Source organism: Kocuria turfanensis (genome assembly GCF_001580365.1).
Classification (GTDB): Bacteria; Actinomycetota; Actinomycetes; order Actinomycetales; family Micrococcaceae; genus Kocuria; species Kocuria turfanensis.
Window position 1 is genome coordinate 2,487,421 of the sequence record NZ_CP014480.1, and the last position, 21,216, is coordinate 2,508,636.

At 66.8% G+C, this 21,216-nt stretch carries 15 protein-coding genes and 1 riboswitch; of the genes, 7 read left to right on the forward strand and 8 right to left on the reverse strand.

What is annotated here, in order from left to right:
- Positions 1-45 precede the first annotated feature (45 nt).
- Complete coding sequence (locus tag AYX06_RS20510) at positions 46-546, reverse strand: NlpC/P60 family protein (protein ID WP_062735883.1); 501 nt, start codon at positions 544-546, stop codon at positions 46-48.
- 5 nt (positions 547-551) lie between these two features.
- Positions 552-737: riboswitch (cyclic di-AMP (ydaO/yuaA leader) on the reverse strand.
- Between the two features lie 433 nt (positions 738-1,170).
- Here AYX06_RS20510 and AYX06_RS11530 point away from each other — a divergent pair.
- Positions 1,171-2,418, forward strand: a complete 1,248-nt coding sequence (locus AYX06_RS11530; protein ID WP_062735884.1) for an IS256 family transposase — start codon at positions 1,171-1,173, stop codon at positions 2,416-2,418.
- Positions 2,419-2,436: 18 nt separating this feature from the next.
- Here AYX06_RS11530 and AYX06_RS11535 read toward each other — a convergent pair whose 3' ends face one another.
- From AYX06_RS11535 to AYX06_RS19315, 7 genes are all read right to left on the reverse strand, one after another.
- Entirely contained in the window at positions 2,437-2,622 is a 186-nt protein-coding gene (locus AYX06_RS11535; protein ID WP_062735885.1) for a hypothetical protein, read from the reverse strand.
- Positions 2,623-3,004: 382 nt separating this feature from the next.
- Complete coding sequence (locus AYX06_RS19810; protein ID WP_232319293.1) at positions 3,005-3,688, reverse strand: 4Fe-4S single cluster domain-containing protein; 684 nt, start codon at positions 3,686-3,688, stop codon at positions 3,005-3,007.
- On the reverse strand, positions 3,666-4,517 hold the full coding sequence (locus AYX06_RS19815) for a ComEA family DNA-binding protein (RefSeq protein WP_147017812.1): 852 nt from the start codon (positions 4,515-4,517) through the stop codon (positions 3,666-3,668). The genes AYX06_RS19810 and AYX06_RS19815 overlap by 23 nt, the downstream gene beginning before the upstream one ends.
- On the reverse strand, positions 4,498-4,719 hold the full coding sequence (locus AYX06_RS11550; protein WP_062735887.1) for a DUF2997 domain-containing protein: 222 nt from the start codon (positions 4,717-4,719) through the stop codon (positions 4,498-4,500). The genes AYX06_RS19815 and AYX06_RS11550 overlap by 20 nt, the downstream gene beginning before the upstream one ends.
- On the reverse strand, positions 4,716-5,168 hold the full coding sequence (locus AYX06_RS11555) for a hypothetical protein (RefSeq protein WP_062735888.1): 453 nt from the start codon (positions 5,166-5,168) through the stop codon (positions 4,716-4,718). The genes AYX06_RS11550 and AYX06_RS11555 overlap by 4 nt, the downstream gene beginning before the upstream one ends.
- 29 nt (positions 5,169-5,197) lie before the next feature.
- A complete protein-coding gene (locus AYX06_RS11560; protein ID WP_232319294.1) occupies positions 5,198-6,856 on the reverse strand; it encodes an AAA family ATPase in 1,659 nt (552 codons plus the stop codon).
- A gap of 291 nt (positions 6,857-7,147) precedes the next feature.
- Positions 7,148-8,146 carry an HNH endonuclease gene (locus tag AYX06_RS19315; RefSeq protein ID WP_232319295.1) on the reverse strand — a complete coding sequence of 333 codons (999 nt, stop codon included), beginning with the start codon at positions 8,144-8,146 and terminating at the stop codon, positions 7,148-7,150.
- 568 nt (positions 8,147-8,714) lie between these two features.
- On the opposite strand from AYX06_RS19315, the gene AYX06_RS11565 reads away from it, so the two are divergent.
- The 6 genes from AYX06_RS11565 (at position 8,715) to pglX (ending at position 21,191) form a co-directional block, all read left to right on the forward strand.
- Positions 8,715-9,626 (forward strand): restriction endonuclease, encoded by a 912-nt coding sequence (locus tag AYX06_RS11565; RefSeq protein WP_084271762.1) that lies wholly within the window; start codon positions 8,715-8,717, stop codon positions 9,624-9,626.
- Positions 9,627-9,631: 5 nt separating this feature from the next.
- Positions 9,632-11,401 (forward strand): McrB family protein, encoded by a 1,770-nt coding sequence (locus tag AYX06_RS11570; protein WP_147017810.1) that lies wholly within the window; start codon positions 9,632-9,634, stop codon positions 11,399-11,401.
- 2 nt (positions 11,402-11,403) lie between these two features.
- Positions 11,404-12,552, forward strand: a complete 1,149-nt coding sequence (locus AYX06_RS11575) for a 5-methylcytosine restriction system specificity protein McrC (RefSeq protein ID WP_062735892.1) — start codon at positions 11,404-11,406, stop codon at positions 12,550-12,552.
- Between the two features lie 85 nt (positions 12,553-12,637).
- Positions 12,638-13,186 (forward strand): hypothetical protein, encoded by a 549-nt coding sequence (locus AYX06_RS19820; RefSeq protein ID WP_147017808.1) that lies wholly within the window; start codon positions 12,638-12,640, stop codon positions 13,184-13,186.
- 242 nt (positions 13,187-13,428) lie between these two features.
- A complete protein-coding gene (pglW, locus tag AYX06_RS11580) occupies positions 13,429-17,658 on the forward strand; it encodes a BREX system serine/threonine kinase PglW (protein ID WP_062735893.1) in 4,230 nt (1,409 codons plus the stop codon).
- Complete coding sequence (pglX, locus tag AYX06_RS11585; protein ID WP_062735894.1) at positions 17,655-21,191, forward strand: BREX-2 system adenine-specific DNA-methyltransferase PglX; 3,537 nt, start codon at positions 17,655-17,657, stop codon at positions 21,189-21,191. The genes pglW and pglX overlap by 4 nt, the downstream gene beginning before the upstream one ends.
- Positions 21,192-21,216 lie beyond the last annotated feature (25 nt).

Genomic DNA, 21,216 nt, shown 5'->3' on the forward strand with positions numbered 1-21,216 from the left:
TTCCCGTCGGGACGGGAACCGCACACCCGAATCCTGCGTGGAGTGTCAGCGCACGCGGAGGTAGACGGGACCCGAGCCGACGTTGACGGTCTGGATGACCGTCTGGTTGCCGTTCCAGCCGCCGTGGACGGCCTTGCCGCCGCCGATGTACACGGCGATGTGGGCGAAGCCCATGCCCCCGTTGGCGTAGTAGACCAGGTCACCGGGCTGGGCCTGGGCGGCGGAGACCCGGTGGCCGAGGTTCAGGTAGGAGACCGGCCACCCGTGGTGGTGGATCCCGGCCGCGCGCAGGGACTTGGTGACCAGGGAGGTGCAGTCCTGGCCCACGCCGACCTGGTTCCTGGCCGCGGCGGCGATGGTCGCGGCCTTGCCCGACTGGGACTGGATGCTGACGAGCTGCTGGGGGGCTGCGGCCGGGGCGGCCTGGGCCGGGGCCACGCTGCCGAGCGCCATGGCACCGGCGGCGACCGCCAGGGTCGCCGTGCGTCCCAGCGGGAACGAGCGCTGGGCGCGGTGGCGGGGCGTGCGGGAGTGGAAGATGGGCATGAGTGATGTCCTCCCTTTTGCCTGCGAGGTGAGCTGTCGGATGCGGGTGGGAGACACCCGGTCGCAGGGTGGAGGCCCTGGCGACTTAACCCCTAGGTCCCGGGGGAGGGACCGTTCGTGGTTCCCCCGCTTCTGCCGAGCGATGTGTTCAGGGGGCCCCGGGCACCGGCAGAATTCGGCGATGTGCATGGGGGTACCGATCAGTGGGGGGATCGGCACGGAGAGAACACTAATCGAAAAGTAACGAGAAAGTCTCGTTTTGATCACGGGCGTGTCTCGGAATCTGTTGCGATTTGGCTGTGGGCACCTGCGCCCACGGCTGGCTCGCCCGGCGAGGGGTGGCGGCGGAGATCCCCAGGAGGCTCATCTCGAGACGAAGGTGGTCTTGACCTGCGGCTCTGCCCAGCTCATGCCGACGGGTAGGTACGTTCCTGTCCTGGGGCGGGAGGTCCCTCGGCGACACCCATGTCATGGCGCAAGAATTCGCGGGAAAAGCTTCCCGAAGTTGAGCCCCCGATAGTGGTGTAGCGCGGTGGTCCTGCTCGTCGTTCCGGACGAGGGCGCGGCCACCGTGAGATCTTTCGAGTTCACCTCTCACAGCACCCTCGAAAGGACATCATCACGATGACCGCTCCTCACATTGTCGACCCTGTCGGCCTGCTCGGCGAAGCCCTGTCCGAAGCGTCCCCGGATCTGATGCGGTCCCTGCTGCAGACGGTGATCAACGCGCTGCTCTCCGCCGACGCCGAGGCGGTGGTCGGCGCCGAATGGGGCCGACCCGCTCCCGAGCGGGTGACCCAGCGCAACGGCTACCGGCACCGCGACCTCGACACCCGCATCGGCACTATCGACGTCGCCGTCCCGAAGCTGCGCACCGGCACCTACTTCCCCGACTGGTTGCTCCAGCGGCGCAAACGGGCCGAGTCCGCCCTCATCACGGTCGTGGCCGACTGCTACCTGGCCGGGGTCTCGACCCGCCGGATGGACAAGCTGGTGAAGACCCTGGGGATCAACAGCCTGTCGAAGTCCCAGGTCTCCCGGATGGCCGGTGATCTCGACGAGCACGTGGAGTCCTTCCGCCACCGGCCCCTGGACGAGGCCGGTCCTTTCACGTTCGTGGCCGCCGACGCGCTGACCATGAAGGTCCGCGAAGGCGGGCGCGTAGTGAACGCGGTCGTGCTGCTGGCCACCGGGGTCAACGGCGACGGCCACCGCGAGGTCCTGGGCATGCGGGTGGCCACGGCCGAGACCGGGGCGGCCTGGAACGAGTTCTTCGCCGACCTCGTGGCCCGCGGCCTGGGCGGGGTCCGCCTGGTCACCTCCGACGCCCACGCCGGGCTCAAGGACGCGATCGCCGCGAATCTGCCCGGGGCCACCTGGCAGCGGTGCCGCACCCACTACGCGGCCAATCTCATGTCGATCTGCCCGAAGAGCATGTGGCCGGCCGTGAAGGCGATGCTGCATTCGGCCTACGACCAGCCCGACGCCACCGCCGTGCACGCCCAGTTCGACCGCCTCATCGACTACGTCGCCGAGAAGCTCCCGGCGGTGGCCGAGCATCTGGGGCAGGCCCGGGAGGACATCCTCGCCTTCACGAGCTTCCCCAAGGACGTCTGGGCCCAGATCTGGTCCAACAACCCCGCCGAACGGCTGAACAAGGAGATCCGGCGGCGGACCGACGCAGTCGGGATCTTCCCCAACCGAGCAGCCATCGTCCGCCTCGTCGGCGCCGTGCTGGCCGAACAGACCGACGAGTGGGCCGAAGGCCGCCGCTACCTCGGCCTGGAGGTACTCACCCGATGCCGGCTCACCACCGTCGACGTCACCGGAAGCGAGGTGAATCCCGACCCCCTGACCGCACTGACAGCCTGATCCCCGTACGAAGGATCGTTACACCACTCCCGGGGGCTTGACCGCCTGAGCGCTGAGCTTGGTGAACCATCGGCCCGACTTGATGTCATCCGGGCTGAGCCCCTTGACGAAATCTCGCAGCTTGGCTCGTTCGTCCTCGACGACCTTCCGGTCGGCATCATTCGCGTCGTCGGTGTCGATACCGTCAATCGGAGCCTTGGCCATGGCGAGCCCTCTCGGGTGGATTCAGTGCCCAGCTGGATGGCCAGACCTTGGACAGATCCGCTGACGTCTCAACAGGGGCACCACACGATGGGTCCTGTTGTTGATTCTCAGCGTCGCGGATCCGTTGCATACGCATGCTAATGCCGCGGGGTGACTGGTGACCCGTGACCACGCTGATCTACGCACAGGGGCCATAGGCCCCGGTCATGCACGAGGCTCGGCATGCCGGTGAGTGATTGCACCTACGGCATCTAGACCTCACAGCCGCGCCACGGGAGGTGCTACGGCAGATCCGTGGACTGACGGCCGCCGTGACCTTATCAGCGGGGAATGCGTAGGTCTTCGCTGCAGAAACCCACCCGGGAAATATCCTGATCCGGCCTCAGACCGGGTCGGCCCCGTCGCGCGAGTTGTGCGAGCGAGGAGGTCTCCGCCGACTGCCGAGGCCGGCGAGCAGTGTGTCCAGATCGTCCGAGGTGGCCCATCCGTTGACGGACACCTGACCCTCGGCAGTGACTCGAACTTCTAGGCGGTCATTGCATGTGCCCAGACGGTCCCGGAGATGGGCGTATCGCGGAGTGAGGAAGTGGAAGCGCTGGTTGGTGGAGCCCACCCAGGGGCGGGTGAGATCCGGGAGGGCATCGTCGTAGGGTCCGTCGACCAGGAGATCGGTGGCCCCGAGGAGACGACGAACGGCGTCGTCGCCCCGGGCTGCACGAGCCTCTAGGTCCTCGCGGAGGTAACCGGTGAACGTCATGACGGACAGGCCGCGTACCTGCGCCGCTTCGGCCAGTTCGGCGAGGCCTTCGGCCTGCTCGAACGGTTCGCCGCCGAGCAGGGTGATGCCCTCGACGTCCGAGCGGTCAGCCTCGTCCACGAGCGCGAGCGCTTCTGCGGGCCGTCCACCGCTCTTGGCCCACATGTGCGGATTGAAGCACCCGCGGCAGCGAATGCTGCACCCCTGGATCCACACCGCGAACCGGCGCCCGGGTCCCTCGGCCTCGGTCACCGGGACGACGTGCGACACACGGAGTGTTGCTGTGTCAGATGTCAAGAATTCGCCCACCCGGAGGCCCCTGACGCTGGCCGCCCTGCTCCGCGGCGGGGGCGTCGACCACGACGAGATGAGCAATCCTCGTGTACTGATGCGGCTGCAATCCCGTGGATCGCACGAAGTCGTCGTTGTCCCGGAACGGGCCCTGAGCGTCCCGCACGGACAGGATGTGGCGGGCCAGAGCGTCGTCGATGCCGGGAAGGCGGGCGACGTCCTGAGCAGTCGCCGTGTTGACGTGCACGGGTCCGAATTGTGCCGGTGCCGGTGCTGGTCTCGGTGTGGGGGAGGGTGGCACGAACTGCGCCGGCCCGGACGGCGGGGGCGGCGTCCACGGTCGAGGACCTGGTGCAGGGGCCGGCCGATTGGGCTGGTAGTAAGCGGCGCTGTCGACGCCCGGAAAGTTGAGGCTCGGCTGTCCAAGCTGACGAGCATCAGCTGGCGGCGCCTGCGGTGGAGTGCCTTCCGTGTACCAGGGGACGACCGAGGCCCGCCACCGCAGATACTCCTTATTGAGGACGAAGGCATGAATGATCCCTCCAACCCATGTGGCGAGGAGCACCAGAGCACTGACGTCGCCGAACGCCTGGACTCCCGTGGATCTGCCTACTTCATCGAGAACAAAGATGGAGGCACTGAGCGCAGCATAGACGGCAGCGAGGATCCACCACCGACGCTTCCTCGTGCGGGCTGCGACATAGACGAATCCGATCCACGAGAACATGCCGAGACCGAGAATGGGTGCGAGCAGCCACGCGCTGTGACGCAGACGCCACTTCCCGCTCGCGAGCTTCTGTCCAGCCGTCGGCTGGAGCCCGACGGGATTATTGCTGGCGTAGTTCATGTCGTACCTCGGTGTCGATGGCGTCCGTTCGCCGGTCGTAGTCGGCGGTGAACGTGCTGTGAACAGTGGTGGCTTCGAGCAGGTCCTCGAGCAGGGCGATGGAATCGAGACAGCTCGGGCCCAGCATGCCTCTGGTCTCGGCGGTGATGGCGCCGTCGGGGTCGACCCGAACCACGATCTGCCGGGGCGCCGGGGCCGTCATGCCGAAGTTCCCACGGTGAGGACCACGGTGACGCTGTCGTCGTCCTCGACGGTCTCGGACTCCAGGGTCATTCCGGCTCGGGGCGCCCGTTCTCGCAGTTTGGCGAGGACCTCCTGCTGGACCCGCCGCCCGTAGGCGGCATCGACCGCTGCGATGATCTGTTCCGCCCTGGCGGTGTCGACCTCGCCGACCAGGTGCACCGACCAGGCGCCCTCCGCGTCACGCTGGAAGTCGGCCTGGACGCCCTGCCACTCCGCCGACAGGCGACTCTCATGAAGGGCCGTCGAAGCGCCGGTGTCAGCCAGCGCGGCGGCGAGGAGGTGCTCGTTGCGCATGCGGGTGGCAACATGGCACACCGTGCGGCCGTGCGCATCGGTCTCCGGGCGACTGGCCTTCCACGCGGCGACGGCGGCCATGGCCGCAGGGACCAAGATCAGGGAGACGCTCATGGGAATCCTCCCGGGGGCCGATTGCTCATCTAGAAGTCCACCAGACGACCGCCGCGGTTGAGCGGCAGCTCGACCACCGTCCCGGAGGACGCGGTCCCTGCTTCGTCCGGTCCGTCCGAACCGGCGGACGTCTCGACGCCGTACCCGGTGCGGTCTTCGCCCGCGGTCGCGGCGACGGCACGGACAGCGGCCCAGGCCCGGATCGCCCGGATCTGCTCGGCCTGCGTGATGCTCAGGGGCACCATGTTCTCGACAGCACGGAACAGGTCCTCGTCGGTCAGCGGCCGCCGCTCTGCGAAGGCGTCGAAGAGCCCGGCAATGACGGCGTGCTCGATCTCGGCCCCTGAGTAGCCTTCCGTCACCGCCGCCAGTCGGGAGGTCAGCGCGTCGTCGATCGTGAGCCCGGCGGCGACGTTCTCGTTGCCCAGCCGCTTGTGGAGATGTAGTCGCCATACATCGCACCGCTCGGCGGCGGTGGGAAGATCCACGAAGAAGATCTCGTCGAAGCGGCCCTTGCGCAGGAACTCGGGCGGGAGGACATCGACGTTGTTGGCCGTGGCGATGACGAACACGGGTGCGTTCTTCTCCTGCATCCACGAAAGAAAGGAACCGAAGACCCGGGACGATGTGCCGGAGTCCCCCGCGTTGCCGCCAGCGCCCGAGAATCCTTTCTCGATCTCGTCGATCCACAGGACGCACGGGGCCGTTGCCTCGGCCGAGCGGATGGCGTTGCGCATGTTCTGCTCGCTGGATCCAACGAGGCCGGCGAAGACCTTGCCGATGTCGAGTCGCAGCAGTGGGAGGCCCCACGCGGAAGCCACGGCTTTCGCCGTGAGGGACTTGCCGCAGCCGGGGACGCCGGTCATGAGGACGCCCTTCGGGGCCGGAAGACCGTAGTCCGCCGCGGCAGCCATCCAGGAGTTGTCCCGCTTGCTCAACCACCGCTTGAGGTTCTGCAGACCGCCCACATCCGCGAGGTCCACATCCGCCGGGACGAACTCGAGCAATCCGGACTTGCGGATCGTCTGGCGTTTCTCCTCGAGGACGACCTGGACGTCTTCGTTCGCCAGCACCCCGTTGTTCACCATGGCGCGCGCAAAAGCGTTGGCGGCCTCGTGGAGCGTCAACCCCATGGCCGCCTGAGCCAGTCGCTCCCGGCCGGTCTCGTCCACCTCCACCCGGATCCGACCGCCGGACGCGTTCGCCTCGATCATGCCGTCGAGCAGCTGCCGGATCTCGAACTCGTCCGGCAGCGGGAAGTCGACGATGGTGATGTCCTTCTCCAGCTCCGGTGGAATGCGCAGCACAGGCGACACGAGCACGAGCACCCGCGCCGCGACCCCCGTCTGGAATGCCTCGGCGATTTCGCGGATGCGGCGGGCCACGGTTGCATCCGCGGGGCGTCCGGCACCGTCTCCGAAATGGGAGTGCAGGTCACGGAACACGAAGACGCCGGGCTCCGCGTGCTTCAGCACGCGCTCGAGGGCTTTCGCGGCATCGCTTGTCCCGGACGGAAGCTTCCCCTCCGGGTCCACCAGGCCTTGGGTCGCGGACCAGGTCCACACCGGGCGGGGCGTACGCACCTGCTCGACGTCGGAAGCGACCGCCGAGATCTCCCGGAGGACCCTGGTCTCCTCGAACGACTCGATGTAGAGGACGGGGAAGCGAGCCTTGAACAGCAGGCTCAAGGTCTCCCGAAACGAGGGCCTCGCCCTTCGGGATGAACCTACGGAGTCCTGCATGTGCTGTCCCCTGTTCCTGTCACCGCCGATCCCTCGGCGAGCCGGTGCGTGAGGCCTTTCGAGGGCCTGTTGTGATCGTTTCCAAAGGTTATCTTCATCTACACGCATCTGTAGAGGAGTCCGGCCGAGATGTCGTCACTCTGTGTGCGCAATGGTGAAAGTGGCATCCGTCAGGTATGACCCGGGAAGCCCATGCGGCGGATGGCAGGACGGCAGACCCAGGCCACTGCTACCGGGTTATGCGCGTCCTTCGGCCACGACCTGCGCTCGAAGTTCCGAGACGGTGAGCCAGTTTGGGCCACGGTGGATCATCCGGTGACAGTTGGCGCAGAGCAGCACCAGGTCGCCAAGGCTCGTCGTCACTGGCCCTGTCACATGCAGAGGTGTCGTGTGATGGACCTCGATGTAGCCTTCGCCTCTGGGGCCGTACGCCTTACCGAAATCGAAGTCACAGACTTCGCAGGCAAGAGGACGACCTGCAAGCTCGACGGCGGCAAGTTTTTCTTCACGCAGCTTCCGATTGCGCTGACGCAGTGACTTCAGGACCAGGCGCAGGCGTCCCTCCACGGCTTGAGAGGTTGCATTGTCCTCCTGCGGCTCCAGGAGAAGATCGGCGATGTCCCCCTGTTCGAGGACTGCGTTGATGTCAGCAGCGACAGAAGCGACATCGGCTGTCGCTCGAGGCATCTCCGCTTCCTCAGGGCCCTCAGGTGTGATCCCTTGGTCATCCGGAAACGTACTGTTGGCATCGCGTTGTTCGCCGTTCTCGCGAGCTTCGGCGCGACGAGCCTGGTGGTAAGCACGGTTTGCCTCCATCTGGCAGGTCCGGCAGATGTCCAGGCCACGCTTGGTGACATAGCTGTTCTCTTTGACGCGCTCGTGCCCGCAGGCGAAATGGGTTTCGGTCCGGTGGCGGGAGTAGATCGATACGCCTCTGTATGCCTTCTGCGAGGGAGGCAGCTTCTCATATCCTCGTCGGCCCAGAAACATCCGGAGCGTGCGCTGGTCCAGAGGTTTGCCATCAACAACGATGGGCGTGGCGAGTTCGTAATAGGTATATGGCGGGTCGACGGAGTCGCGGCGATCGGCGACGATGCCGGCGAAGTAGTCCCCAGCCCTCCGGTTGGGGTGGTCCGGTGGAGTCGCGCCATTCACCTTTCGTGCCTGTGCATAGTAAAAGCTCAACTCCTCCGCTTCATCCGGCTCATAAGGGTTGCGGTTGTAGCGTGCGGGCACAGGTTTCTTCCTTCGGCGGCATCGTGCATGACCTCGGACGGCGGGCCGTCGGGCGTGGCCGGACGCTGGGGACGCGTGCGAGCTCGAGGCGGGCTTCGCGCGTCAATCCTAAGCGAGCAGGACGGTGCTCAATCCGTGGGTCCACGCTGCTGTTGACGGGCGCTCATCAGCAGCGATGTCCTGGTCGGCACTGCGCCACACAAGACGCCACCCCGGGCGGTGGCGTGGCCCGGCTCGACCACCGTGCTTGCGAGATGACCGTACGGGTACGCGGACGTACCAAGAGGTCTGCCGCCACGGGTGGGAGGAGCGCGAGGGGTCGGCCCGACGCCCGTGATTCGCTCCAGCTCACCAACGCGTCCGGACGTACGCTTGGGACGGGTAATTTCCAACTGCAACGGCCATGCGTCTCTGCAGGTGACTACGAGGAGGGGAACGTATGCCGACGACTGCGATATGGGGTATCCACAACGACGCACTCAGAACCGAGCTGGTTGACGAGGGTTTCGTGAGTGTCGGATGGGACGAAATCGGCGACCTGAAAGAGATCGGCAATGATCGCTCCCGTATGAAACAGGCCGTGGAGGGCGCCTATCCGGAGGCTAAGCCTGGAGCCATTCCCGTGTGGGCTGGCATCCTGCTGCGCTTTGCCTTCGAGATGCGGATCGGCGACCTAGTCATCGCTCCGTACAAGCCGGACGGCACCCTGAATTTCGGTCGCGTGACCGGCGAGTACGAGTTCCACCCGGAAGTGGAGGAGCACTACCACCGTCGCCGGGTGGAGTGGATCCGCACGGGCGTCCCCCGGGGCATCTTCCCGCAGAAGGCCCTGTACGAGATCGGGTCCGCGCTGACGCTCTTCCGCGTGAAGAACAACGTGGCCGCCTTCCTGGTCTACCTCGACCAGCCGTCCGGGACGGTCGAGGAGGCCTCACGTCCCGTCGTCGTCGACGAGGAGGCAGAGCACCTCGACGAGTGGGCCGCCGACGAGCCCAGTGCCGGGAAGCTCCACCAGTACACCGAGGACTTCGTGCGCAAGACTCTGCTGGAGGAGCTGACGCACGAGGAGTTCGAGTACTTCACCGCTGATCTACTGCGCGCCCTCGGATACCAGGCGCGGGTAACTCCTTACGTGGCAGACGGTGGGATCGACGTCGTCGCGCACAAGGACCCATTGGGCCTCGAGCCTCCGCTGCTCAAGGTGCAGTGCAAGCACACGGCCGCCGTGCAGAGCCGCCCGGACGTCCAGCGCCTCATCGGCACGCTCTCCGTCGGGGAACTGGGGTTATTCGTCACCATGGGCAGCTACAGCAGGGACGCCGTGGACCTGGAGCGGGTGCGCCAGGACCTCCGGCTCCTCACCGGCCAGGACGTCGTGGAGATGACCCTGCGCCACTACAAGGACCTCCCCCAGAAGTGGCGCTCCCGGATGCCGCTGCGGGAGGTCTACGTCGTGGACCGCGAGTCCGAGGGGCGGTGACGGAGGTGGCCACGACGGAGACTGCTGACCACGCGGAGATTTCGCCTGATGATCCCTTCTCCTGGGTTCCGTTCTACGAGGCCGTGGCCACCCGGCTGTTTGAGTATCAGGAGGACCGGCCCGCGCTTGCGACGATGTACCGAACGATCTGGTCGGATGCCGGGTACAAGGTCCATCAGGACAGGTACTCGGACGGAACGGTGGGGCCTGTCCGCGACATGTGCCCGTTCACGTTCATGTGGATGTTCAACAGAGGCAATCGTCGCGCTCGCATCGCGACGAACGTCAGGGAACGCCTTGGAATCGACGCGCCTGCCCCAATGAGCTTCGCGGGCGCCTCCGTGACGCACTTCCACCAAGCGTGGTGGTTCCAGTACGAGAAAGACCGCAAGGACCAGATCGAACTCTTCTGGCACGTCTTCAGTGCTGGTTGCGCATGGGCAAACGATCTTAACGACTCCACCAGGGAGGGGGAGTTCCGCAACGCTCTGGCATCAGTGCTTCGAGGAACCAACCTGGGGTGGAGAGTCGCCACGGGGCTTTTCCGCGCCCGCCCGCATGTCTTCTATCCCCTCGAAAAGAGTCATGTGAACCTTGCGCGTGAGATATTCGGACTTGAAGTACCCGGCCCCAAGACTGCGAGCGCCGTGGACGCCTACGTGGATCTGCTTCGCCAGGTACAGGAGTACGTGTCCTCTCCTGACGCTGAGCATCCCAACATCGCGGCCATGTCCCATGACGCTGAGAAAAGGTGGCCGTCCGTGAACAAAGAAAAGAAGTTTCAGGTGCCAGAAACCCGGGTGACGTCTGTAATCGCGGAGGCGGAGGCGCACTCGAATCCCGACGGAGACTCGGGGTATGGGATTGAGCACCTCATCGCGGACGGGTGCTTTCTGCCGCGATCGGAGATCCAGTCCGTTCTTCATACGTTGCGGCACAAGAAGAACGTCATCCTGCAGGGAGCTCCCGGAACGGGCAAGACCTGGCTGGCGCAACGGCTCGGGTGGATCCTCGCGGGCGAACGTCGGTCGGACACGGTCCGGGTCGTGCAGTTCCACCCCAACACCTCCTACGAGGACTTCGTCCGGGGATATAGGCCGCAGGCCACCAGGGATGGGGCGGCCGGGTTGGCCCTCAAGGACGGGCCTTTCCTGCGCCTGGCCGACCGGGCACGGGTGGATGTCGATCTCGACCACGTCATGGTGATCGAAGAGATCAACCGCGGCAACCCGGCCCGCTCCCTCGGCGAGATGCTCACGCTGATTGAGGCCTCCAAGCGGTCCGAGGAGCATGCCATGAGTCTCACTTACTCTCGGGAGATTGAAGATGAGGAAGATGAAGAGGTGGTGTGGTTGCCGCCGAACCTGCACGTGGTCGGCACGATGAACATCGCCGACCGTTCGCTGGCGCTGGTGGACCTGGCGCTGCGCCGCCGGTTCTCCTTCATCACCGTCGAACCCCAGCTCAATGAGGCGTGGATGCAGTGGACGACCGCCCGCATCAGCAGCCGGGGCGTGGATGCGGGGAGATTCGTCCGAGTGGTGAAGGCCGGCATCGAGGAGCTGAACGAGCAGATCCGAACGGATCCTTCGCTGGGTCCGAACTTCGTGATCGGCCACAGCTTCGTGACGCCCGTGGACGTCGTCGACGACGCCTGGGGCTGGTTCCACGAGCAGGTGGAGACTTCCATCCGCCCATTGCTCCACGAGTACTGGTTCGACAACCCCGAGCGCGCGGACGAAGCATCGGACCGGTTGCTCGCCGCCCGGGCATGACGATGGACGAGTCCGACGACGACAGCGTGGGCGTCGTCGTCGGCGAAGGCTCCACCCAAATCCCGGTCCGCAACCTCTGGCTGCTCTACCTGTACGCCTCGGAGCTCTACCAGCACCTGTCCGCGTCCGAGCGTGTCCAGGCGGAGAGCAATCCCACCGCGCTCGCGGATCTGGCGGCCCGGATCCTCTTGGCCGAGGTCCGGAGCCGGATGCGACGCGGGCTGACGCCGGGATATGTCGCCCGGCACGAGGTCCTGACGCACGTGCGGGACCGGGTGGACCAGATCACCACTGCACGCGGCATGCTGCTGGAGCGCGGACGGGTCGCCTGCGACTTCGAGGAGCTCACGGTGGACACCCCGCGCAACCGCTATGTCTGCGCCGCGCTCCTGACGGCCGCACGGTGGCTGGGGGCCACGAGAGTCCTGCGGTCTGCAGATCCGTCCCGCACCTCGGCCCTAGCCCACGACTGCCGCTCCGTGGCGGCCGACCTGCAACGCGTCGGTGTCACCGCCGAGCGTCCCGATCCGCTGACGCCGCGGAAGCAGACCTACAGCCACTTCGACAGCGACGACCGCAGGATGGTCGCCGCCGCCCAGCTCCTGCTGGAGCTGGCCCTGCCCAGCCACTCGACGGGCCGCATGGCGCTCCGCGGGCTCGACTGGTCGCAGCGCAGCCTCCGCCGACTGTTCGAGGCGGCGGTCCGGGGGTTCTACGCCGTGCACCTGCGGCCGGAGGGATGGTCCGTGGACAAGCAGCAACTCCGCTGGCCGTCGTCGTCATCGGATGCCATGGATGCGCTCCTGCCCGTGATGGAGGCGGACGTGGTCCTCGAGCACCGGCGGCATCGACGGCGGATCGTGCTCGACACCAAGTTCACCACCGCCTTCTCGAAGCAGTTCGGGCACCGCGGCGGAGGGCTCCGCTCGGACCACCTCTACCAGCTGTACACGTACGTCCGGAGCCAGGAGGGCGAGGTCGCGGACGACATGCGCACCGAGGGGGTATTGCTGTATCCGGCGACGGAGCAGGTGCCCGAGCTCGACGTGACGACGCGGATGCACGGGCATGAGTTCCGAGTGCTCACCGTTGACTTGGCGGCCGACGCGAGTGATATCCATACCGGATTGTTGTCCGTCGTTTCACCATGAGACGGACCAAGAAGGAAATCATTCACAGAAGCCAACGACCTCATTAAGCTCTCTCCAGAGGATGACGAAATCTCAGGAGACGGGCATGGGGTCGAAGCAGTGCAAGAAGAAGTCCCAGGGGTGGTGCTCCGGGCGTATCCCTGTGGTTCCCGCCGGACATGAGGTGGAGTACAACGTCACCTGCAACCGATGCGGTACGCGCGAAACGGTCCTTTCCATGATCGGGCGCTTTCCCCGCCACACATCGACAGGCAAGGACCGGTATTTCTGCTTGAGGAGCGGGGCCTCGTATCTGCCGTCCGAGGTGAAGGGTGCGCGATGGCGCATCGTCGAGAAGATCGTTGTGCCTGAGGCCGACGGGCGGCACGCGCGACCGGTCCTGCCGAGAGTCGTCTCTGTTGTTCCGAAGAGTGCCAAGGGCGGCCAGAAAACTCCGGACAGACTTTCCAGTCCGCTGGTGGACGGACGTGACGTCAGGGCCCAGACCAGGCTCCAAGCCGCCCGCCGCAACTACTCGTCCGATTTGGAACAGGCCAACGACAGCCGTTACCAAGCTTCGCGAGAGCTTTACGACGGATCCACCAGCGTGGTGGCCAGGCTGTCGCCTTCGCAAGGGACAGGGCGACGTCGGTAAGCCAGGCTGGTGGCGTTCGCTCGGACCTCCGGATTCATGGGCTCCAGCCGACTTGCCTCCGGGTCGTCGCAATCGGAGGACGTGCACTCGTAACTCACATGCGTCTGCAGGCCGTATGGCGGTCGCCGACGGATTGGAGCCCATAAGGTGGGGAGATGTGCCGTCATCATGGCGGTTGCAATTTCATGGTGCTGTTAGCGTGACTGCACCATAGCGACACTGGGCAGCAAGGAGGAACGACGTTGGCTGACGAGAGGTGGATCGAAGTCAGCCCGTCTGAGTTCCCGCACGAGGCCGAAGGCCTGGCGTACCTCCGGGAGCGGCTCCCGGATGAGACGCCCTACCGCGCATGGAGCAACTTCGAGTTCCGCGACTCCCAGGGTCGCTGGCACGAGGTCGACGCCATGATCCTCACGCGCAACACCCTGCACATCGTCGAGCTGAAGTACTACAGCGGGACCATTACCGGCACGGACACCCGGTGGCGCCGCGACAACGGCGACCGGAGTCGCTCCGAAGATTCTCCTCTCATGCTGGCGCAGAAGAAGGCCCGGGTCTTCGCCTCCCGGCTCAAGGATGAGTTCGCTGATTGGGCGGTCAAGAACGGTGTCGACCACCGAGCGCTCATGCGGCAGGTCGTCCCGTACGTGAAGGCGGACGTGTTCCTTCATCACCCACGCGTCCGCGTCGACCTGAGCGACGATTCGAAGCAGGGCCTGTGGGGCCTCGACGCCACCGAGAATGTCTCCGGGCTTCGCGGAATCTCCAGTCTCATCCTGGAAGAGCCGCACAACGGCATCTCGCTCAGCCGGGACCAGGAAGACATCTTGGCGAAGCTGATCGAGCGCGTGGGCGTGCAGCGACGCGAGCGGCAGTACGGCTCGTGGACCCTGCACGCCAGCGAGGTGCTCGGCCAAGGGCCCGACTGGCTCGACCTCGCCGCGAGCCACTCCGCCGTCCAAGACCGACAGGCGCGCATTCGCATTCACCTCACTCCCGAGGGAGCATCCAAGGAGGAAGTCCGCCGCCGGCGCCAGCTGGCCGAGCACGAGTTCCGCCTCATGAGCAGGCTCTCCCACGACGGCCTCATGCGTCCGGTGGACCTGCTCGAGACCGACATGGGCGTGGGCCTCGTCTACGACTACGACGAGGACTATCAGCGGCTGGACCTCTGGATGGCCGACCAGACCAACGGCGCGACGCTCGAGGACCAACTCGAGATCATCCGGCACACGGCCGAGACCCTCGACTACGCCCACCGCAACGCCGTGGTGCACCGCGGTCTCTGGCCGCAGGCGGTGTGGGTCAAGCGCGAGCGGAATAGGCTCGCGGTGAAGCTCAGCGACTGGCAGACCGCCGGCTCGGCCTCGGCCGACGCCGCGGAGACTGGCGTGACCAGCCTCGTCCGATCCGAGGCCACCGTGTTCGGTGGAACGGACGACGATGGCTCGCGGGCCGACGTGTACCGCGCACCGGAAGGCCGCTGGATCGGACCGTCCACCGACCGCATGGGACTGGACGTGTTCTCCCTCGGGGCGCTCGCCTTCTACGTCCTCACCGGCCGGCCCCCGGCCGAGAGCCCTCTCGACCTGGCCGAGAAGCTCCGCGAGCAGGGCGGCCTGGACGCCGCGGCCCTGGTGCCACAGCTCGGCTCCAACATCCGGGATGCCGTTCGCAACGCCACCCGCCCCCGGCCCAGTGACCGCACGCAAACCATCCGGGACTTCCTGGACCAGCTGGAACGCCCGGACGTCGGCGAGACCGTCGTGGATGATCCGCTGGAGGCCACCGCGGGCACCGTCCTGGCCGGCGGCCGGTTCGTCGTGCAGCGGCGCCTGGGCAAGGGCTCGACCGCCGTCGGCATGCAAGTCGAGGACCGGTCCGGCGAGGAGCCGGTGGTCCGTGTGCTCAAGCTGGCGCTCGACGACAAGGCGGCCGCCCGCCTGGAGGACGAGGCCAAGGTCATGGCCGACCTGCCGCGCTCCCCGCGCCTGGTCGCCCGTGTAGAAGGACCGATCGACGTCGACGGCCGCCAGGCCCTCCTCCTGGAGTCCGCCGGGCCCCAGACCCTCACCGAGCTGCTCCGCGAGCGCCGGGGCCGTCTGTCCCTGGACCTCACCGAACGCTTCGGCAACGACCTGCTCCAGGCCGTCGAACTCCTCGACAAGGCCGGCATCGTCCACCGCGACATCAAGCCCTCCAACCTCGGGGTGCGCGCCGACAGCAACAAGTCCAAGCACCTCGTGCTTTTCGACTTCTCCGCCTCCCGGGCCGACCCCGGCAATCTGGAGATCGGCACCGCACCGTACCTGGACCCGTTCCTGGGGAAGGACCGCCCGCAGTTCGACTCCGCGGCGGAGCGCTACGCCGCCGCCGTCGTCCTCTTCGAGATGGCGACCGGTCGGACGCCCTACTACGGGGACGACCCGTACGCTGCGCCTACCGTGGTGGACGACGACGTCACCATCCGGCCCGGCGAGCTCGACCCGTCGGTGGAGCAACCGCTCGGCGAGTTCTTCCGCCGCGCGCTGGCCCGCGACATCGCGGACCGTTTCGACACCGTCCAGGACATGCGGACGGCGTGGCAGCGGGTGTTCACCGGCCAGGCCACCACGGCCCCGGAGGACGCCGACGAGCTCGCCGAACGGGCAGAGCTGGACACGCCCCTCACGGAGGCCGGGCTCTCCGCCCGGGGGCTCTCGGCCCTCGAACCCTTCCGCGTGACGACCGTGGGAGACCTGCTGGCGGTCGACGCCGTCCGGCTGAACCACCTGTCGGGCGTGGCCGAGCCGACCCGCCGGGAGGTCAAGGGCCGTGCGAACGCCTGGCGGCGCCGCTTCGGCGAGCAGGTCGCCCTGGACACGGACCGGTCCGGGCTCCCGACTCTCACGCACGCTGCGGACCTGCTCCGCGCGGTGCTCACCAGCACCCGCACCACGAGCGGCGTCGAGGCCGTCGACCTGATCCTCGGCCGGACAGGCTCTCTCGACGCCTTCGCGACGCAGGCTGAGCTCGGCGGGTCCATGGCCAAGCCCATCACCGCGGCGGGGACCAGCCTGCTCCTCGACCGTCTCCAGGACACCTGGGCGAAGCACGACGACAGCCTGCGGCTGCTGCGGGCGCTGGAGCGCGTGGTCGACGCCCGCCTCGACGAACTCGGCCAGGTCGCCACGCCGGAGGAGCTGGCCGACGCCATCCGGAATGCCTCCGTGGCGGGACCCGAGAAGCCGGCCGAGGCCCGCCGGCTCGCACACGGCCTGCTGCGGATTGTCGTCGATCGGCGCCGCGCCCAGCTGCGTGGTGAACAGGATGCCCACCCCCTGGAGATCAGGCGCCGTGAGAAGCGCGTCCTGGCGATTGCCCGCGACACCCGGCTGCTGGACCGGGCGGACTCCCTCGGCGCCGAAGCCGACGCCCTCGTCCGCCGCCTGGCCGCCGAGGACGATCTCGTCCCGGCGGAGCGCGTCCTGGAGGGGCTACAGAGGCACCGGCAGGACGACGACCCCCCGGTGCTGTGGGACGGGCTCCGCCCCGTGCGCCTGGCCGCGCAGCTGTCGGCGGCAGCGGCGGCCACCAGCATCGGCGAGCTGTACTCTCGCGACCTGCCCGCCCACCGCGCCGTGGCGCTCGTGCTCGGCGGGATCGGGGTCCGGGAACTGCACACTCTTAAGGAGATCCACGACCGCGTCCGGACACGCTTCCCGTCGTTCGGATCCCTGCCGAACCGCCCGGGCCTGGACTCCGTGCTCCGGGACGCCGGCGTGGAGCTGATCTTCGACGAGACGCGCAAGGCCTATGTGAGCCCGACGGTGCGCGGTGACACGACAGGCCTCTACACCCAGGTGCCCACCTATGTGGCGGACACCGCGGAGGACCTCAGCGCCGGTGCGCTGACGCAGCGGCTCAAGGACAGCATCGACCGCCGCTCCTACCTCGTGCTCGGCACCCGCCCGGACCGCATGGACAAGCTCCAGCAGATCCTGCAGGAGCAGTTCGGCGGCCAGGTCCTGGACGTCACCAGCCTGCTCCTGGACGAACTGCACCGAATGGCCGACGAGGGCAGGGTCCCGCCCTGGACGTCCCTCGTGGCGGCCGATGCCCAGCCGGAGACTGCCCGGCCGCGCAAGGGCCTGCAGGTCGTGGTGGACCGGGCTATCCCCGCGGTGATCGACCGGTTGCACGAGGCCATGAACGACGCCGACCGCCCGGGGCCGGTCGTCCTCACCGAGACCTCGCCGCTGGTCCGCTACGGCCACGGCGCGGTCCTGCGCCGGCTCAGCGACCTGACCGAGCGCAGGGAACGCGCGGTGTGGGTGCTCGTGCCGCAGTTCGCGTCCCATGTCGGCGGCATGGTCGACGGCGAGTCCGTGCAGACCTCCCCCCAGCAGTTCATTCCCGTCGATTCCGTGTGGATCGACCCCCGGGCGGCAGCGTTGCTCGAGCCCGGCGATCCCCGAGGAGCCCACGCATGACCGCCACTCCCCAGCTGACCACCGACCTGCAGAAGCTGGTCCTGGAGGTCGAGGACGACCTCCGTGCCCGGCTGGAGGCGGATCCCGACCGCAGCAGGGACTGGCACGAGGAGCACCGGCAGGCGATGCGTGCCCGGCGCACCGCCATGGCCTGGACGACCTGGCGGGACGACCGCATCGTCCAGGCGGCGGTCTCCTGGGTGCTGACCACGGTCTTCGTCCGCTTCGCCGAGGACAATGAGCTGGTGGCCCCCACCTGGTTCACCGGGCCCGGAGAGCGGCGGCACCACGCCGTTGAGGCCCAGCTGGCCTTCTTCCGCGAGCGCCCCGTGCTGACTGACCGCGAGTGGATCGAGGACGCCTTCGAGCACTTGCGCAGCCACCCCGCGACGGCCGGGTTGGTCGACGACCACGCCGGGTTGCGCCTGATCAGCCCCTCCGGGCAGATGGCGACGCGCATCATCGAGTTCTGGCGCCGGCTCGACGACGACGGTGCGGTCGTCCACGACCTGGCCGATCCGGAGCTGTCCACCCGGTTCCTGGGGGACCTGTACCAGGACCTCTCCGAGCACGCCCGGGAGACGTTCGCGCTGCTCCAGACCCCGGAGTTCGTCGAGGAGTTCATCCTCGACCAGACCCTGACGCCGGCACTCGAGGAGCGCCCGCTGGAGGGCTTCAAGCTCATCGACCCCACGTGCGGATCGGGGCACTTCCTGCTGGGTGCCTTCACCCGGTTCAACGACCTGTGGGCGCAGAAGGCGCCGAGCATGGGCGCGCGGGAGCGCGTGCAGAAGGCCCTGGAGTCGGTCTACGGCGTGGACATCAATGCCTTCGCCGTGGCCGTGGCACGGTTCCGCCTCACCATCGCGGCGATGCAGGCCTGCGGCGAGCGCTCTCTGGACACCGCCGATGCGTTCGACATCCATGTGGAGACCGGAGACTCGCTGATCCACGGCAAGGCCCCGGATATGCTCGAAGGCTTCTCGGACGGCACTGGTGCCGACCTCTTCGCCTACGCCACGGAGGACCAGCAGGCGCTCAAGGAGATCCTGGCGCCGGGACAGTACGACGTGGTCGTGGGAAACCCGCCGTACATCACGGTCAAGGACAAGACACTGAACGAGCGGTACCGGGAGCTGTACCGCACGTGCAAGGGCAAGTACGCCATGACCGTGCCCTTCATGGAACGGTTCTTCGAGCTCGCCAAGCGCAGCTCATCGCACCAGCCCGCGGGCTGGACCGGGCAGATCACCTCGAACTCCTTTATGAAGCGGGAGTTCGGGTCGAAGATCATCGAGGACTTCCTGTCCCAGCTCGACCTCCGGTCGGTCATCGACACGTCGGGAGCCTACATTCCGGGGCATGGCACCCCTACCGTCATCCTGGTGGGGCGCAACGACCAGCCTCAGTCCGGAACTGTCCGCGCGGTGCTGGGCATTCGAGGCGAACCCGGCCGTCCCGCCGATGCTTCCCGCGGGCTGGTGTGGTCATCCATCTCCGGCCACGTCCACGAGCCAGGCTACGAGGACGAATGGGTCTCGGTCGTCGACCTCGAGCGACAAGTGTTGGCTGCGCATCCCTGGAGTTTGACCGGAGGATCGGCTCCCGCAGTCGCTGGGCGAATCGAAGTGGCTCGGCACTCAAACCTCGGGGACATCACGTATCGGATCGGTGTCTTCGGGATCATGGGCGCCGATGACGCCATGATGCTTGAAGATGGGGTGGCCGAACGCACCGGCCGGGAAACGTCTGCGGTGTCGGCTCTGGTTGTCGGCGACAAGGTGCGGGACTTTTCCGTCACCGAGACTTACCCCACATGGTTTCCGTACACCGAGAACCATGCGCTCCGTCGCATCGACGAGTTCCCTGGCTGGGGTCGGCACTTGTGGCGGGTGAGGACTGAGCTGGGCAATCGGGCGACATTCTCAAAACAAACGTACTTTGCAGAGGGCCGGCCGTTCTATGAATGGCACCAACTGCCGAAGGACATCGGGGCTTCGAAGCTGACTCTGACGTTCGCGTTTGTGGCGACGCACAATCACTTCGTGCTCGATCGGGGCGGGAAGGTCTTCAAGCAGTCCGCTCCGGTGATCAAGCTGCCCGAGGGGGCGACGGAGGAGGAGCACCTGGCGCTGCTCGGCGTCCTCAACTCGTCAGTGGCCTGCTTCTGGCTCAAGCAGAACAGCCACAATAAGGGCGGGCCAGGGGGTGGTAGTTCAAAAGACGAAAAGTGGCGAGACTTCTATGAATTCACCGGGACGGTGCTTCGAGGGCTCCCTCTGCCTGGTCGGCTCGACATCGAAATGCCAAGGAAGCTCGATGCTTGCGCGGCCGAGTTGGCAAAGCACTCTCCGGAAGCTGTGGCTCGTGCAGGCGTGCCTTCCCGTGCTCTCATGGACAGGGCGCGGGAGTGCGAAAGGGAAATTCGTGGGCGGATGGTTTTCCTTCAGGAGGAGTTGGATTGGTTCTATTACAGGGCTTTTGGTCTGATTGACGAAGACCTGAACTATTATGGCTGCGCCCAATGCGTCCGTGTGGGTGGTAGACCTTTTGAAGAAGCACTGCGTCATCGAGTTCGGGATCATGGGTACGTCACCCGATGGTTCACTGAGTTCGCCGAAGTGGATCGACTTGACCGGGGCGACTCAGAGGAGTACGGGCATGTTGTCAATCGTCGACTTGATGTCATTAATTCGAATCCCCTGGTTCGCTGGTTGGAAAGCCCCGATTTCAAGCGGCCATGGTCAGCTGAGACTTGGGAAAAGCGCGAGAGATTAGCTCTGCGCGGCTGGCTCCTCGACCGGATCGAGGCCCGGGGGCACTGGTTCGACCGGCAGGGGCGTCCGTCGGTGCGCAGCATCGGTCAACTGGCCGATGCACTGGGTCGTGACGAGGACTTCGTGTCCGTCCTCGAGCTGTGGGCGGGACAGCGCGACGTCGACCTCGTGGCCACCCTGACCAAACTGCTCACCGACGAGGCGGTGCCGTACCTCGCTGCGTGGCGGCTGAAGGAACCGGCCCTGCGCAAGTGGGAGGCGTGGAAGGCTACCTGGGACCTCCAGCGGCGTGAGGACAAGGGCGAGAAGGTCGGGCAGATTCCCGTGCCGCCCAAGTACACCACCGCCGACTTCCGCAAGCAGTCCTACTGGTCCCACCGCGGGAAGCTGGACGTCCCCAAGGAACGCTTCATCTCTTACCCCGGGGCGGAGCTGTCCACCGACCGCTCGATGCTGCTGGGCTGGGCGGGCTGGAACCACGCCGAGCAGTTCCTCGCCCTGGCCTCGCACATGGACCGGATGATTGCCGACGGCGCCGAGGACGACCGGCTCGTCCCTGTGCTGGCCGGGCTGCACGAGCTCCTGCCGTGGGTGCAGCAGTGGCACGCGGAGCTCGACCCCGCCTACGGAGTGAGCCTCGGCGACTTCGCGGCGCAGGAGGTCGAGCAGCGGCGGGCGCGGCTCGCCGTCGCACTGGACGACCTCGTCGCCTGGCGTCCGCCGAAGGCGACCCGTGGCCGGAAGAAGGCCTCATGACCGCCGCACTGTGCACTCTGTTCCC